A 16176-nucleotide genomic window follows, 5' to 3' on the forward strand; every position below is an offset into this window, starting at 1 on the left:
CGCTAGACGACGTGAAAGTTGGACACTGAATCGTTTGCGAGCTGGGCGACAAGGTGCAGCTCCCAATCGATATAGGCCTGCATTGCCGCCGCTGCGTTGTCCGTTCCCTCATAGGGTCGTTTGTAGACATCATCGGGCTGCGAGATCCAGGAATGCCGATCGCGCTCGAGCAGCTGATTGCTGTCGGTCCAGGCACTCGTTCCGCCTTTCAGCACGGCCACTTTGCGAGGTGTCGAGGCAATGGCGTCAGCGAGCGCGAACCAGGCTTCGTCGCCGTCGGCGCTGGTCAGAACGATCGTTCCCTCGCCGGGCAGTCGCGGCAGATCCTCCGTGAAACGCGACGCCAGCACGAAGTGCGCGCCGGGGATATGTCCCGCGACATAGGCGGGACTGCGCGCGAGATCAATGACGATCCAGTCGTTGCGGTGTGCGATCAACTCGCCGACGTCGATCGCGGGGCCGGAGGCCACCGGCGCCGGGCGGCGCGGTTGTGGCGTGCCGGCCTCGGTCGGCTCAATCACGTCCGGCCCGACGATGTGAGCCTCCCAGCCCATCTGGATCAGCCAGGATGCGGCCATGCGCGCGCGAACGCCATCGTCATCGAACAGCACCAGCCGCGATCCGCGCACGGCGACCCATTCGTCCGTGGCCTGGACGAGCTGCCCGCCGGGTGCGGAGGCGAAGCCGGGCGGATGCCCGCGCTCATATTCTTCCGGTGTCCTCACATCGAGCAGGTAGAGCGTGCGCTCGTTCGCCTGCGCGAGGAAGCGATCGAACATGTCGCGATCAAGGGAAGGAACGCCGACGCGCTGCGCCCATTGCGTCGCGCTGGCGAGCGCGGTGGAATAAGTTGCGCCTGGGCGCTGCAGGAACCGGTCGGTCCGGCCGCGTTCGACCTGGTGTCCCGCCAGGGTCCAGCCGATGGTGCCGTTTCGCAGCGCGAAGATCCTGTTCGGAAGCCCGGCATTGATCAACGACTGCGTGCCGATGATGCTGCGCGTCCGGCCGGCGCAATTGACGATGATGGTGGTGCCGGGCGCAGGCGCGATTTCCCTGGCGCGAAACGCGAGTTCACCGCCGGGAACGCTGACGCCGCGCGGAATGCTCATGGTGCGGTATTCCTCGAACCGGCGGGCGTCGAGCACGACCAGATCGGGCTCCGTCTCGATCAGGGCCTTGACCTCGTTCGCCGACAGCGAAGGTGTATGGCGGATCGCCTCGACGAGCTCGCCGAACGCCTTGCTCGGCACATTGACGTCGCGAAAGACCTCGCCGACCGCCCGGTACGCCTCCAGGCCGCCGTCGAGGATCGATACATCGGTGTAGCCGAGCGCTGAAATCCGTTTCGCCGCCCGCTCCGCATATCCTTCGCCGGCGTCGTAAACGACAATAGGGGCGCTGAAGCGAGGGATCAGATCGAGAACGCGCAGCTCGATCTGCGAAAGCGGCAGCGAGACCGCGAAGAAGGGATGGGCCAGCGAGTAGGGGCCTTCCTCGCGTACGTCGAGCAACGCCACCTCCTCTCCAGCGCGCCAACGCCGGCGCAATTCCGTAGGCGTCATGAGTGGCGCGGTATCAGACCGCTTCGGCTGTGTGCCGGAGATTGGCTTCATTGGAATATCCGGGAAGGAATTCAAGGAGATCGGCCTATAGCAGATATTGTTGCTGGCCGATGCCTGCGGCTATGACGGGTCGGGAATTTTTCCCGATACTTTCGGGAACACTTGCAGGTGGCGTATTGCCGGCATTGCACTCTAGTATCGTTTGAACCGGCGACAACAGCCGGACGGTGGGTGGAACGGGTGGGAAAAATGGGCGTGCGGGTGCTGCTTGTCGCATCGATTGCGACAGGTGTTGTTGTTGTCGTTGCGAACGAGACTGGTTTTGCCCAGGGCGCGGGGCAGCAGGTCGAGGCATTGCCGCCGGTGGAGGTGACGCCGGGCGACCGCGCCAGGCGCGGCCGTCCCGCCACGGGTCCCACCCGCGCGCGAACAAGATCGCCACGGGTGGTGTATGTCCCGACCGCGCCGACCCCGACCTCGGATTCGGCTGCGACGGTCGAGGCGGACAAGATTCCGGCAGCCGTCAATGTCGTCGACAGCAGAGAAATCGCGCGAACCGATTCGCTTAATATCACCACCGCGCTCGATCAGCGCGTGCCGGGCATCACCATCAACGAGGTCGCCGGCAATCCCTTTCAGCCGGACATCCAGTTCCGCGGCTTCGTCGCGTCTCCCGTGGCGGGCACGCCGCAGGGCCTTGCGGTCTACCAGAACGGGGTGAGGGTCAATGAAGCCTTCGGCGACACCGTCAACTGGGACCTGATTCCGACCAGCGCGGTCAGGTCCATCGATGTTGTGACCAACAATCCAGCCTTCGGCCTCAACGCGCTCGGCGGCGCCGTCGTCGTTCAAATGAAGGACGGTTTTTTCTATCAGGGCGCCGAGATCAACAGCATGGGCGCTTCGTTCGGCCGTTTCCAGGGTTCGGCGCAATGGGGCAAGCAGATCGACAATTTTGCCGTTTATGGCGCACTCGAAGGCCTGCACGACAACGGCTATCGCAACTTTTCCCAGTCCGACATCCGTCGCTTCTACGGCGATATCGCCCACAAGAATGACGTCAGTGAATTCCATCTCAATATCGGGCTTGCCGACAACAAGTTTGGCGCGGCAGCGACGGTGCCCGTCCAGCTGCTGCAGCGATATTGGGGGGCGACCTACACGACACCGCAGACCTCTGCCAACAAGGTCGGTTACTTCAACCTGACAGGAAGGGTGGAAGCGACGCCGACCTGGACCATCGAGGGCGCCGCGCGTCTGCGTTTCTTCAAGCAGAGGACGCAAGACGGCAATCCGACCGAGACCGAGCCCTGCGAGGACGATGCGGGGCTCCTCTGCTTCAACAGTGATGATGTCCCCGCAAATGGCGTGAATGGTGTTCAGCTCGCCAATCCGTTTCCGGCGGGCGCGGTGCTGGGCGAGAACGACCGCACCACGACGAGGTCGACCACGGGGGGCATGCAACTGGCGGCGACGAATGAGGATCAGCTATTCGGCCACAACAACAAATTCACCGTCGGCGGGAGCTTTGATACCAGCGTCACGTATTTCAACGCGAGTGCCGAACTCGGCACCATCGGCCCGAACTATGTGGTCAGCGGCAGCGGCATCTTCCTCGGCCAGTCCGGCGATCCCATCTCGATCGGCCCGGTCTCACTGCGCACCACCAATCAATATACCGGCATCTATGCGCTCGACACCTTCGATGTGACGAACGCGTTCTCGATCACGGGAGGCGGTCGTTTCAATAATGCGCGCATCAGGCTCGACGACCAGCTCGGCGGCGATCTGAGCGGCTTCCACACCTATGACCGCTTCAATCCGATCATCGGCGGCACCTACAAGATCACGCCCGAGCTGACCGCCTATGCCGGCTATTCCGAAGCCAATCGCGCGCCAACGCCGCTGGAGCTGGGCTGCTCGGATCCCGCGCGCCCCTGCATCGTCGCCGCCTTCCTGGTCTCCGATCCGCCGCTGAAGCAGGTGGTATCGCGCACCGTGGAAGCCGGCCTGCGCGGCACCAAGGAATTGAATATCGGCACGCTCTCCTGGAAGGTCGGCGGCTTCCGCGCCACCAACAGCGACGACATTCTTGCGATCCCAAGTCCGGAGCTGCAGGGCTTTGGCTATTTCCAGAATGTCGGCTCGACGCGACGGCAGGGTGTCGAGGCCGAGATCCAGGTAAAATCATCCGCGCTGCAGATGTACGCGAGCTACGCCTTTGTCGACGCGCGATTCCTGGATGCGCTGCAGGTCGGCTCCAACAGCCCCTTCGCGGATGAGAACGGCAATGTGCAGATCCTGCCGGGCAACCAGGTTCCCGCCGTTCCCCGCCATCGCATCAAGGCCGGCTTCGACTATGCGCTCACCGATCAGTTCAAGGTCGGCGCGGACGCGATCTACGTCAGCGGCCAGTATTTTGTCGGCGACGAATCCAACCAGGCGCCGAAGCTTGCGTCGTACGCCGTGTTCAATGCCCACGCCTCTTACCAGTTCACCAAGAACTTCCAGATCTATGCCCGCATCGATAATCTGCTCGACAGCCGCTATGCGACCTACGGCACCTTCTTCGATACCGGCGACGTCCCGAATTTCCCCGCCGGCGGCACGGAGTTCACCGATCCGCGCTCGGTGAGCCCGGCGCGGCCGCGCGCCTTCTATGCGGGGGTACGGGCGACGTTTTAGAGCGTTTTCGAGCGAAGTGGATACCGGTTCGCGTGAAGAAAACGCGTCAAAACAAGAATCTAGAGCTTCGGTTCTGATTCAATCAGAACCGAAGCTCTAACCCCAGCGCGTATAGGCCGCCCAACCGAGGGCCAGTGCCGCGCCGATCCAGACGGAGATGATGACGGCCATCGCAGTGCGGCTCGCGGGGGGCGAGGCGTCGCTCGCCCTGGCGCGGCACTCGACCATGATCTCTTTCGGGACGAGCGATATCACGAGCCAGATGCCGAGCGGCACGAGCACGAGATCGTCGAGATAGCCGATCACCGGAATGAAGTCGGGAATCAGGTCGATCGGCGAGAGCGCGTATCCGGCGACCGCAATGGCGAGCAGCTTCGCATACCACGGCACCCGCGGATCGCGGGCGGCGAGATAGACGGCGCGACTGTCGCGCTTGAGCGCGCGCGCCCAAGTCCTGACAGCGTTCTTGATGCGGTCCAGCATAGGGCCCCGTGACGGAGTTCGCCGGCAATCACTACCATCGGCGGCCTCGGCAGGCGATGCGGCACAGGACCCCGCTTCCACCCTAAAGATGGATCACCCCGCGCCGTGCCGCATGCGCCACCGCATCGGTGCGGCCGGTGGCATCGAGCTTGTCGAGCAGCGAACTGACGTGGAATTTGGCGGTGTGCACGGATATCCCGAGCTGCCGCGCAATCGCCTTGTTTGAGGCGCCCTCGGCCATCAGCGCCAGCACGTCGCGCTCGCGCGGCGTCAGCTCGATCTCCGACCGCTCGCCCGCCGGCTGATCCCGCGAGACCAGCGCGATGCTCGCCGTCTCGCCCGGCGCGGCAAGACGCACGCCTGCGACACCGGCGAGCAGCGAAGCCAGCCGGTCCGCGAGCGCAGGATCGCTGACGTCGATGGCGATGACGAGCGGAGGGGAGGTTTCTTCGCTCACGTCTCCGGCCTTTCGCCGACCGTCAGCTTGAACCGCACCGGCTCGCCGCCGCGCCGCACCGCCACGTCCACGGTGGCGCCGACGCTGTCGGGCCCGAGCGCCCTGAGCAGCGCCCGCACGCCGGAAATCTTCTCGTCGTTCCAGCCGACGATCACGTCTCCCTGCCGGATGCCGGCGGCGGCCGAGGGGCCGGTCTTGTCGACGCTCATCACCATCGCGCCGATGCCGTCGTCGAGCTTGACCGGCTGCAGGCCGAGCCCGAGATAGCCGCGCGCGATCCGACCATAGGTTTCGAGCCGGCTTGCCACGCGCCCGATGGTCGCGGCCGGAATGACAAGGACGCGCCGCGCGCCGAGCACGGCCATGCCGATGGCCTCGCCGGCGGCATTGAGTGCAAGCCCGCCCTCGTGACTGGATCTCAGTCGGACGTCGAGCTCGATGCGCGCATCGATGTCGCCGTCGCGCAGGCTCCGCCAGGGGCCGCCGACCAGCGATATCAGGCCAAGCGCCGCCGCGGGTACGCCACGCTCGGCGGCGACGACCAGGGCCAGCGATCCGAGTGCCGGCACTTCGGGTGAAAGCTTGATCGGCGCGAGGTTGGAGGTGTCGGTGCGCAACAATGCGATATCGGTGGTGTGATCGCGTCCGGCGATGGTCGCAGGACGCTCCGTTCCGTCGGCAAGCCTGATGATGACCTCGCCTTCTTCGGCCAGCGCCTCGTCGGCGGTGACGATCAGGCCCGCTTTCCAGACGAAGCCCGAGGCCCGCGAGCGATGCGAGTGCACGGAGACGACGGCAGGTGCGGCGCGGGCGACGATGTCGGCCATCGCGCTGGAGAATGTGGCGAGCACTGAGGGATCGGACATGGCAACACTCCGTTGAATTGTCCTTGATCTGGGCATGCTCCTGCGCCGTTGGAAACTGCCCGGGTGGGCAGGCGTCAACGGCCCGCCTCCAGGAGCGGTATCCTTCTTGCATCAGATGTGCATTGCGGCGCTCGAAACGAGGGCCCGGCTTCCCAATTCTCCTGCCTGACTGGAATTCTCTGATGACTGACCTCCTGATCCGAAACGCCCGTTTGCTCGGCCAGGGCGACACGCTTGCGGACATCGCGATTTCGGATGGCGTCATTGCCGAGATAGCGCCGCGCCTCGGCAGCGATGCCCGCCTGACATTGGATGCCGGCGGAAATCTGGTCACGCCGCCTTATGTCAACGCTCATCTGCATCTCTGCAAGGTGTGGACACTGCCGATGATGTCGGAAGCGGCGCTCGAGGCCTATCACGGCGGCGGCATGAGCGAGGCGGCGAAGGCGATCGATCTCGCCGCCGCGGTGAAGGAAAAATACGATGCGTCCTGGATCATTCCGAACGCCAGGCGCGCGGTCGCACTGGCGGCGCTGCATGGCAATCTGCATATCCGTGCCTTTGCCGATGTCGACGCCAAGGCACGGCTTGAGGGCGTCAAGGCGCTGCTGACGGTCCGCGAGGAATTCCGCGGCATCGTCGATCTCCAGGTCGTGGCCTTCGCGCAGGACGGGCTTGCGCGCGAGCCCGGTGCCGACGTGTTGATGCGGGAAGCGATGGCGATAGGGGCCGATGTTGTCGGCGGCATTCCCTGGATCGAATCCAGTGCCGGCGACATGCAGGCCCACATCGATTTCTGTTTCGATCTTGCCGCCGAGTTCAACGCGGATATCTCGATGCTGCTCGACGATGTCGGCGATCCCGGCATGAAGACGCTGGAAGCGATGGCGCGCCAGGCGATCGCGCGCGGCTATCAGGGACGGGCGCTGGCGCATCATTGCCGCGCAATGTCGCTCTATCCCGAAGCCTATTTCGGCGAGTTGACCGAGCTGTTGCGGCAGGCGCGCGTCAGCATCGTCAGCGATCCCCACACCGGCCCGCTGCATGCGCGGGTCAAGCAGCTCCTGCAGCAGGGCGTCAACGTCTGCCTCGGCCAGGACGATATTTCCGATGCCTATTATCCATTCGGCCGGAACAACATGGCGGAGGTGGCGTTTCTCGCCGCGCATCTGTTGTGGATGACCAAGGAACAGGAGATCAATACGCTCCATGATATGATCACGTCGCGACCGGCGGCAGCGATCAATCTGGCGAAGTACGGGATCGAGGCAGGATACCCCGCCAATCTCGTCGTGCTCGATCATCCTGACGTCACGAACGTGCTTCGCTTTCATGCCCCGCCTGCCGCCGTCATCAGCCACGGACGCATGGTTGATCTTGCGCATATGAGCGATCTGGCCCAAATCAAGCGGAGATGAAGATCGGGTCTTTCGAAGGTGAAGACGGATGAGCGATTCGCAGCAAGATGGACCGCGGTCGATCGGCGAGATCGCGAGCTATCACGCCCACATCTACTATGATCCGGCAGCGACGCGGCCGGAGGCTGAGCGCCTGAGGACACGGATCGGCGAGCGCTTCCTGGTCACGCTCGGCCGATGGCACGATGTCAAGGTCGGGCCGCACGATCAGGCCATGTATCAGGTGGCTTTCGCGAGGGAGGTGTTTGCCGAGTTCGTGCCATGGCTGATGCTCAACCATGGCAGCCTCAGCATCCTCGTGCATCCGAACACGACCAATCCGCGCCGCGACCATCTGACGGATCCGCTCTGGATTGGTCGGCCGCTCGCCGTGCACGGCGAGAAGCTGCCCGAGGAGACCGAGCTCGAACTGGCGCCCGCACCGAATACGACGCCGCATCTGCGGCCGTGATTCCTCCTTACGTCATTGCCGGCGCAGCGAGCAATCCATGGTGCTGCTTGTGGAAAGATGGATTGCTTCGCTCCGTTCGCAATGACGAGCGGAGATAGCGTGGCAACTGGGCAATCTGTGAGTGCGGCCGACTCAATTCAATTCGCGCTGTCGATCAGGCTTTCGAGCAGCCGCTTCAATTCGTTGGTGGACTTGTTGCCGTAGTTCTCGACGATATGCGCTTCCTGGCTCATCGCCAGCGAGTTCAATCGCTGGCACAGGATCTTTCCGCGCTCGGAGCAGAACATCAGCACCTTGCGACGGTCCTTGGGATCCTGGACGCGGTAGACGAGGGCGTCGGACACCATGCGGTCGACGATCTTCGTCAGCGTCGGATGGTTGAGCAGCACGGCTTCCGCAAGCTCGCCCATCGAACGTCCGTTGCCATCGGACAGGACCTTCAGGATTCGCCACTGCTCGACCGGCACACCCTCCTTGGCCAGACGCATTTCAAGTTGCCGGTTGATTTCCCGGTTGGCTTGCGCGAGCAGGTAAGCGAGGTGTTCGTTAAGGGGAGTATCTTGGCTTGGCGGTTTGGCCACGATGGAAGACTTTGTTTTGACCCTGGTGAGCGAATGACTTGCGCTGATTGCCCGTTCTATATGCATGCCAATTGTTGAACTTTCAATATTTTCGCCTAGGATATTTGTCGAACGGGTGGAAACCGGCGGCGGGCGCACCGATGCGCCCTGCGACAAGGGGCGAAGTGTCGGACAGGAGTGGGCGTGCTCTCAACAGTCAGCGTCAACAGCGGCGGCGCCCCCATGCCGCCCTTCATGTTCAAAGGCCTTTCGGCGCCGACGATCGACCCGTCCTGGCATCCTGCTGATGTCGGTTTCAGCAAGCGAGGCGGCGCACATAACAAGCTGCGGGTAGCGAACTTCCTCACCTTCTCCGGTTCGCCCGGCATCTGGGGGCCCGCCACCACCAACGCGGTGTTGCTCGCGGTCTCCGAAATCAACCGTCGTGGCGGCATCCTGGGCCGCGAGATCGAATTGACCATGCTGGATGCGGGGGGCCCGATCGACGACGTCGTGCGCCGCGCCGCAGAGGCGGTCGCACTCGACGAAGTCGACGTGATCATGGGCTCGCATATCAGCGCAGTCCGCGTCGCGCTGCGCAAGGTCACCGGCGGCCGGGTGCCCTATATCTACACGCCGGTCTACGAAGGCGGCGAGCGCACGCCGGGCGTGATGGCGATCGGCGAGACGCCGCGCTGGCAGAGCCGTCCGGCGATCCGCTGGCTCGCCGATGTCAAGAAGGCCTCGCGCTGGTATCTGATCGGTAGCGACTATGTCTGGCCGTGGCAGTCGCATCGCGCGGTGAAGAAATATATCGCCGAGTCCGGCGGGCAGGTGGTGGGCGAGGAGTTCGTCCCCGTTGGCGAGGACAATCATTCCGCGCATCTCGCGCGCATCCGCGCCGCGCGCCCGGATGTCGTGCTGATCTCGCTGATCGGCACCGACAGCATCACCTTCAACCGCGCCTTCGCCGAGAGCGGCCTGGCGGCAACGACGCTCAGATTGGCCGGCGCGATGGATGAGACCGTGCTGCTCGGTATCGGCGCCGACAACACCGAGAACCTGTTCTGCGCTTCCGGCTATTTCATCGGCGTCGGCTCGCGCGCCAACGATGATTTCCTCAGCCAGTATCACGCCATGTTCGGCCCCACCGCGCCGCCGATCGGCTCGGTGGCCCAATCCAACTACGAGGGTCTGCGCTTCCTGCAAGCGGCTGCCGAGCGCGCTGGCTCGCTGGCGTTCAAGCCGCTGCTCACCGCGGGCCGCAACATCGTCTATACCGGCGCGCGCGGGCCGATCACCATCCGCAACGGCCGCGCCGAGATGCCGATGTATCTCGCCGAAGCAGACGGCCTCGATTTCAAGCTGATCAAGACGATCTGACGCACGGAAGGAGTGGCGCCTGCACGCGCTTCTGCAAAATAATTCTTGAAAAGGAAAATATTTCCGTCTGTAATACCTCGGCGGCTTCAGGTGAGACCGCGTTCTCGCATGCGCTCGGCCGCGCCAATCATCAAGCTTCCAGGGAGAGTGTCTTGTCCGTCGTGCTTCCGACCCCAACGCAACTTCGCGCGGTCGCCGCGCAATGCGGCCTCGCGCTTTCAGACGAAGACGTCGCTTCGTTCCGCGGGCTGATGCAGAGCTCGGTCGACGCCTACAACCTCGTCGCCTCGATGCCCGACGAGGTGCCTCCGGTAAAATACCCGCGCACGCCCGGCTATCGGCCGAGCCCTGAGGAGAATCCGCGCAACGCCTGGTACCGCAAGGCAACGGTAAAGGGCGCAGACTCCGGCAAGCTGAAGGGCAAGAAGGTCGCCCTGAAGGACAACATCATGCTGGCCGGCGTGCCCATGATGAACGGCTCGGCGACACTCGAGGGCTATGTTCCCGATTTCGACGCGACGATCGTGACGCGCATGCTGGATGCCGGCGCGGAGATCGCCGGCAAGGTGCATTGCGAATCCTTCTGCATCTCCGGCGGCAGCCACACCAATTCCACCGGGGCGGTGCATAACCCCCACAAGATGGGCTATTCGGCCGGCGGATCGTCGTCGGGCAGCGGCGTCGTGGTGGCGCTTGGCGAGGTCGACATGGCGATCGGCGGCGACCAGGGCGGCTCGATCCGCATGCCGTCGTCGTTCTGCGGCACCTACGGCATGAAGCCGACCTGGGGGCTCGTGCCCTACACTGGCGTGATGCCGATCGAGATCTTCGTCGATCACACCGGGCCGATGACGGCGACGGTGGAAGACAATGCGTTGCTGCTCGAAGTGCTCGCCGGCGACGACGGCTACGATCCCCGCATCAAGGCGCCGAAGGTTGATGAATACACCAAGGCGCTCAGCCAGGGCGTGAAGGGATTGAAGATCGCCGTGCTCAAGGAAGGGTTTGAGCAGGCCGGAGCCGAGCCCGCGGTGAATGAAAGCGTCCGCGAGGCGGCGAAGCGCTTCAAGGATCTCGGTGCCTCCGTCAGCGACGTCTCCATCCCGATGCATCTGCTCGGTCCCGCGATCTGGATGCCGATCGGCACCGAGGGCATGACGCAGACCATGATGTATGGTGACGGCTATGGCCTCAGCCGATCCGATCTCTATTCGACCTCGCTGATGGATTTCCATCGCGGCTGGCGACGGCAGGCGGATTCGCTTTCGGAAACCACCAAGCTGTTGCTGCTGTTCGGCACCTACATCAACAACACCTTCGGCCCGCGCTATTACGGCAAGGCGGTGAACATCTCGCGCCGGCTGACAGCCGCCTATGACGCGGTATTCAAGGACTATGACCTGCTGCTGCTGCCGACGACGCCGATGAAGGCGCCGCCGCTGCCGCCCGCGAATGCGAGCCGCGAGGACTATGTGGCGCGTGCGCTGGAGATGATCTCCAACACCGCGCCGTTCGACATCACCCATCATCCGGCGATGTCGCTGCCGTGCGGCATGGTCGATGGCCTGCCGGTCGGGCTGATGCTGGTCGGCCGCCACTTCGAGGAGTCGACCATCTACCGCGCCGCGCACGCTTTCGAGAAGTCCGGCGACTGGAAGAAGATGTGAGGAGGCCCGCGTTGCACTTCGGCCGGATCGCGATGCATGGGTAGTGCATTCGTCGCCGCTTTCGAAATCCTGAGCTTCGGCGCGATCATCGTCCTGGTCGTGCTGGGGCTCGGGATCATCGCCAGCATGATGGGGATCTTCAACTTTGCCCAGGGCGAGTTCGTCCTGCTGGGAGCCTACATCACTTATCTCGCCTACAGCCATGGCATCCCGGTCTGGGTCGGCATGGCGGCCGCGCCGTTCCTGGTCGGTGCGCTCGGCTTCGTGCTCGAGGCGCTGATCATCCGGCGCTTCTACGCAGCGCCGATCGTCGCGATGCTCGGCACCTATGCGCTCGGCCTGATCATCCGCGAATGCGTGCGCGGCCTGATCGGCGGGCTCTATCTCTCGGTGCCTGAGCCGATCGGCGGCTCGATCGATCTCGGCACCGTCCATATCTCGGCATGGCGCTTCACCATCATCGTGGTCACCATTCTGGTGATGATCGGCTGCTATTTCCTGCTGTCGCGCACCACCTTCGGTCTGCGCGTGCGCGCCACGCTGGAGAATCCGGCGCTTGCCCGGGCCTCGGGCATTTCCACTGCCGCGATGTACGGCACCACCTTTGCCTTCGGTGCGGCGCTTGCGGGCTTGGCCGGCGCGCTGCTGGTGCCGGTATTCAGCCTGTTCGCCGATCTCGGCATCCGCTTTCTGATCCAGGGCTTTGTCGCGGTCATGGTCGGCGGCGTAGGCTCGTTCATCGGCCCCGTCGCGGGCGCGGCGGTGATCGGCACGCTGAGCGCGGCGCTGCCGTGGGTGATGGCGCCCGTGATCGCCGACATCCTCGTCTTCGTGCTTGCCATCGTCTTCATCAAATTCCGGCCGCAAGGCCTGCTTTCGGGAAAAGGGGTCTAGTCATGCGTAGCGATCATTTGAAGTTGAGCCGGCGTCGGTTCCTGCAGAACTTTGCCTTTGCCTCCACCGCGATCGCGACCGGCGTGGGAAGCTGGGTGATCCGTCCCGAATGGGCCAATGCCGCCGAAGGTCCGATCAAGGTCGGCATCGCCACCGACCTCACCGGGCCGATCGCCTATGCCGGAAATGCCGACGCCAATACGGCCAAGATGGTGGTCAAGGAGATCAACGACGCCGGCGGCCTGCTCGGCCGTCCCATCGAGCTGTTCATCGAGGACACTGCGTCCAATGAGTCGGTCGCGGTCGGCAATGTCCGCAAGCTGATCCAGCGCGACAAGGTCGATCTCGTGCTCGGCGGCATCACGAGCTCGATGCGCAACGCGATCAAGGACCCGATCGTCGCCCGCGGCAAGACGCTCTACATCTATCCGCAGCTCTACGAGGGCAAGGAGTGCACGCCCTATCTGTTCTGCACCGGGCCGACGCCGGCACAGCAATGCGACGAGTTCATCCCCTGGCTGATCAAGAACGGCGGCAAGCGCTTCGCGCTGCCGAGCGCCAATTACGTCTGGCCGCACACCCTGAACGTCTATGCCCGCAAGGTGATCGAGGCCAATGGCGGCGAGGTGATCTTCGAGGAATATTACCCGCTCGACCAGGTCGATTTCAGCGCCACCGTCAACCGCGTCATCTCCAACAAGGTCGACGTCGTCTTCAACACGGTGATCCCGCCCGGCGTCGGGCCGTTCTTCAAGCAGCTTTATGAGGCCGGTTTCCTGAAGAATGGCGGCCGATTGTCCTGCGTCTACTATGACGAGAACACGCTCAACATCAACCAGGCCAACGAGATCGAGGGACTCGCGAGCTGTCTCGATTATTTCAAGGCGCTGACCAAGGACGATCCGGTCAGCGCCAAGATCCAGGCGAGCTATGAGAAGGATTTCCCCGGCAATTTCCTGTTCGCCGCCGGCAGCGCTGCGACCGGAACCTATCGCGGGCTAAAGCTGTGGGCGGCCGCCGTGAAGGAGGCCGGCAAGATCGATCGCGATTCCGTTGCGGCGGCCCTCGATCACGCCAAGATCGCGGAAGGGCCGGGCGGTCCGGCCGAGATGGTGCCGGGGAAGCGGCACTGCAAGATGAACATGTACACGGCCGTCGCCAAAAGCGGCGTGTACGAGATCGTGGCCCGCAGCAGCGGGCTGGTCGATCCCAAGGAATGCTGAGCGAAGAATGGGCGCAACCGAGCAGGCGGTTCGTACGGGGATCGACGAACAGCCGGACATCTCGAAAACTGAGCGCGGCGCCACCGCGGCGCCGACGTCACGGGTCGCGATGCCGCGCAGGGTCCTGCCGATCGTCGAAATCCTGGTGCTGCTGGTCGCGGTCTTCCTGCCATTGGTGCTGCAGGACTACCTGACCGTGTTCGCCACCCGCGTCATCATCCTGGCGCTGTTCGCGCTGTCGTTCGACCTCGTCTGGGGCTATGCCGGCATCATGAGCTTTGGCCAGGCCCTGTTCTTCGGCTCGGCCGGCTACGGCGTGGCGCTGCTGGCGCGCGACCTCAACGTCACTTCGATCTTCCTGGTGCTGCCCGCGGCGATGCTGATCGGGCTGATATTCTCGCTCCTGCTCGGCGGCTTCCTGTTGCTCGGCCGCAACCCGTCGAGCATGATCTTCGTCGCGCTCGGCACGCTCACCGGATCCTATGCCGCCGATCGCCTGGCGCGCGGCTGGTATTATCTCGGCGGCCAGAACGGCATTCCCTCGATTCCGCCGATGTCGCTCGGGAGCACCGATATTACGGAGGGGCCGGTCTATTACTATCTCGCGCTCGGCATTCTCCTGGTCGTCTATCTGCTGTGTCGTTTCCTGGTGCGCTCGCAATTCGGTCTTGCGCTCGCGGGGCTCCGTGAGAACGAGCAGCGCATCGCCTTCTTCGGCTACAAGGCGCAGCATCTGAAGGCGATCGTCTTTGCCGTCGGCGGCGCCATTGCGGGCCTCGCCGGCGGGCTCTATGCGTTTCACGAGGGGTTCGTCTGGCCCAACATGCTGGGCGTCGTGATCTCGACCCAGGTCGTGCTCTATGTGCTGTTCGGCGGATCGGGCACGTTGATCGGCGCCGTCATCGGCACCGTGATCATCGAAGGCGTCAGCTTCTGGCTGTCGGACAATTACCGCGACATCTGGCCGATCCTCCTCGGCGTGTTGCTGCTCCTGGTGATCCTGTTCCGTCCGCTCGGCCTGATCAGCTTCGTGCTTGGCGAACGCGAGCGCGTCGGCAGCTTCGGCGGCAAGGCGAAGGGACGCAGCCATGCCGCTCCTTGAAGCCACCGGCATCAGGAAGGTGTTCGGCAAGCTCACTGCGCTCGATGGAGCGGGGCTGACGGTCTCCGAGAACGAATTCCACGGCCTGATCGGCCCGAACGGTTCGGGCAAGAGCACGCTGATGAAATGTGTCGCCGGCGCCGAAACGCCGACCGAAGGCATCGTGCGCTTTGCGGGCAACGACATCACCGCGCTGTCGCCGACCGAGCGCGCCCGTGCCGGCATGAGCCTGAAATTCCAGATCACCAGCGTGCTGCCGTCGCTGTCGCTCTACGACAACATCCTGCTGGCGCTGCAGGCGCAATGTTCGCTGCTCGATCTCGTGTTGTCGCGCACCCGCGGCATATTGCACGACCAGGTCATGGCGATGCTCACGCAATTCCGGCTCGCCGATCGCGCCCATGAGCCGGCGGCGACGCTGTCGCACGGCCAGCAGCAATGGCTGGAGATCGCGATGGCGCTCGCCGGCAAGCCGCGGCTGTTGCTGCTGGACGAGCCGACCGGCGGCATGAGCCTGGAGGAGCGGCGCGTCACCGGGGAATTGCTGCAGCCGATCAAGTCGCATTGCTCGCTCGTCATCGTCGAGCATGACCTCGATTTCATCCGCGACATCTGCGATCGCCTCACCGTGCTCGACCAGGGCCGCGTGCTGGAGAGCGGCACGGTCGCCGAGATCCAGGCGAGCAAGGACGTACAGGAGATCTATCTGCGCCGTGCCTGACAGCCAGTTCCTCGATATCATCAATCTCGACGCCGGCTATGGCCGCAGCCAGGTGCTGTTCGACGTCAATATCGGCATTCCCTGGCGCGGCGGCGTCGCCGTGCTCGGCCGCAACGGCGCCGGCAAGACCACGCTGATGAAGACCATTGTCGGCGAGCTCGGCCTGTGGAACGGCGCGCTGAAATTCGACGGCAAGGATATCGGCCGCCGCCCGACCGAGGAGCGCGTGCGGCTCGGCATCGGCTATGTGCCGCAGGAGCATTCGGTGTTTGCGCGGCTGTCGGTGCGCGACAATCTCGCGGTCGGCGCGCTCTATAGTCACGACGCAGCCGCCATCGACCGGGTGCTGGCGATCTTCCCGAAACTCGCCCAGCGCCTCGATCAACCGGCCGGCACGCTATCGGGCGGCGAGCGCAAGATGCTGGCGATCGGCCGCGCGATGCTCGGCGATCCGAAACTGCTGCTGCTGGATGAGCCGACCGAGGGCGTCTGGATCGGCGTGATCGAGGAGATCACCGAACGGCTGATCGAGCTGGCCAAGGAGATCGCCGTGGTCATCGTCGAGCAGCATCTCGAGCTGGCGCTGCGGGTGGCCGACTACGCCTATGTGCTCGATCGTGGCCGCGTCGCGCTGAAGGGGCCGGCCGCCGACGTCAGGGACGACCCGGAACTGCTGCGGTATCTGGCTCCCTAAACGGCTTGTG

15 protein-coding genes are annotated in these 16176 nt (G+C 64.1%); 10 read left to right on the forward strand and 5 right to left on the reverse strand.

Translation table 11 applies throughout. The features are described 5' to 3' along the window. Positions 1–2: 2 nt before the first annotated feature. Complete coding sequence (locus tag I6F35_RS21405) at positions 3–1613, reverse strand: rhodanese-like domain-containing protein (protein ID WP_225119649.1); 1611 nt, start codon at positions 1611–1613, stop codon at positions 3–5. 198 nt (positions 1614–1811) lie between these two features. Between I6F35_RS21405 and I6F35_RS21410 the strand changes: the two genes are divergently transcribed. Next, the gene (locus tag I6F35_RS21410; RefSeq protein ID WP_225119705.1) at positions 1812–4247 is read left to right on the forward strand and encodes a TonB-dependent receptor; all 2436 of its coding nucleotides are present in this window, start codon (positions 1812–1814) and stop codon (positions 4245–4247) included. Positions 4248–4343: 96 nt separating this feature from the next. Here I6F35_RS21410 and I6F35_RS21415 read toward each other — a convergent pair whose 3' ends face one another. From I6F35_RS21415 to I6F35_RS21425, 3 genes are all read right to left on the reverse strand, one after another. Beyond that, complete coding sequence (locus I6F35_RS21415) at positions 4344–4730, reverse strand: YkvA family protein (RefSeq protein WP_225119650.1); 387 nt, start codon at positions 4728–4730, stop codon at positions 4344–4346. A gap of 82 nt (positions 4731–4812) precedes the next feature. Further along, the gene (locus tag I6F35_RS21420) at positions 4813–5187 is read right to left on the reverse strand and encodes a LuxR C-terminal-related transcriptional regulator (RefSeq protein ID WP_225119651.1); all 375 of its coding nucleotides are present in this window, start codon (positions 5185–5187) and stop codon (positions 4813–4815) included. Next, the gene (locus tag I6F35_RS21425; protein WP_225119652.1) at positions 5184–6053 is read right to left on the reverse strand and encodes a S1C family serine protease; all 870 of its coding nucleotides are present in this window, start codon (positions 6051–6053) and stop codon (positions 5184–5186) included. Before I6F35_RS21425 ends, I6F35_RS21420 begins: the two co-directional genes overlap by 4 nt. Positions 6054–6235: 182 nt before the next feature. Between I6F35_RS21425 and I6F35_RS21430 the strand changes: the two genes are divergently transcribed. Further along, positions 6236–7471, forward strand: coding sequence for an amidohydrolase family protein (locus I6F35_RS21430; protein ID WP_225119653.1), 1236 nt, complete (start codon positions 6236–6238; stop codon positions 7469–7471). Between the two features lie 28 nt (positions 7472–7499). Continuing rightward, on the forward strand, positions 7500–7922 hold the full coding sequence (locus I6F35_RS21435; protein WP_225119654.1) for a DOPA 4,5-dioxygenase family protein: 423 nt from the start codon (positions 7500–7502) through the stop codon (positions 7920–7922). Positions 7923–8059: 137 nt separating this feature from the next. On the opposite strand, the gene I6F35_RS21440 is transcribed toward I6F35_RS21435, so the two are convergent. Then, the gene (locus I6F35_RS21440) at positions 8060–8503 is read right to left on the reverse strand and encodes a MarR family transcriptional regulator (RefSeq protein WP_225119706.1); all 444 of its coding nucleotides are present in this window, start codon (positions 8501–8503) and stop codon (positions 8060–8062) included. Positions 8504–8686: 183 nt separating this feature from the next. Here I6F35_RS21440 and I6F35_RS21445 point away from each other — a divergent pair, with 183 nt between their 5' ends. The 7 genes from I6F35_RS21445 (at position 8687) to I6F35_RS21475 (ending at position 16166) form a co-directional block, all read left to right on the forward strand. Beyond that, a complete protein-coding gene (locus I6F35_RS21445) occupies positions 8687–9865 on the forward strand; it encodes a substrate-binding domain-containing protein (protein WP_225119655.1) in 1179 nt (392 codons plus the stop codon). A 152-nt stretch (positions 9866–10017) separates the two neighbouring features. Beyond that, positions 10018–11532 (forward strand): amidase, encoded by a 1515-nt coding sequence (locus I6F35_RS21450; RefSeq protein ID WP_225119656.1) that lies wholly within the window; start codon positions 10018–10020, stop codon positions 11530–11532. Positions 11533–11568: 36 nt separating this feature from the next. After that, entirely contained in the window at positions 11569–12426 is an 858-nt protein-coding gene (locus I6F35_RS21455) for a branched-chain amino acid ABC transporter permease (protein ID WP_225119657.1), read from the forward strand. A 2-nt stretch (positions 12427–12428) separates the two neighbouring features. Beyond that, the gene (locus I6F35_RS21460) at positions 12429–13649 is read left to right on the forward strand and encodes a substrate-binding protein (RefSeq protein WP_225119658.1); all 1221 of its coding nucleotides are present in this window, start codon (positions 12429–12431) and stop codon (positions 13647–13649) included. 109 nt (positions 13650–13758) lie between these two features. Next, positions 13759–14751 (forward strand): branched-chain amino acid ABC transporter permease, encoded by a 993-nt coding sequence (locus I6F35_RS21465; RefSeq protein ID WP_225119707.1) that lies wholly within the window; start codon positions 13759–13761, stop codon positions 14749–14751. Then, positions 14738–15472 (forward strand): ABC transporter ATP-binding protein, encoded by a 735-nt coding sequence (locus I6F35_RS21470; RefSeq protein ID WP_225119659.1) that lies wholly within the window; start codon positions 14738–14740, stop codon positions 15470–15472. The genes I6F35_RS21465 and I6F35_RS21470 overlap by 14 nt, the downstream gene beginning before the upstream one ends. After that, entirely contained in the window at positions 15465–16166 is a 702-nt protein-coding gene (locus I6F35_RS21475) for an ABC transporter ATP-binding protein (protein WP_225119660.1), read from the forward strand. Before I6F35_RS21470 ends, I6F35_RS21475 begins: the two co-directional genes overlap by 8 nt. Positions 16167–16176 lie beyond the last annotated feature (10 nt).

It is taken from the genome of Bradyrhizobium sp. BRP22 (genome assembly GCF_020194175.1).
Lineage (GTDB): Bacteria > Pseudomonadota > Alphaproteobacteria > Rhizobiales > Xanthobacteraceae > Bradyrhizobium.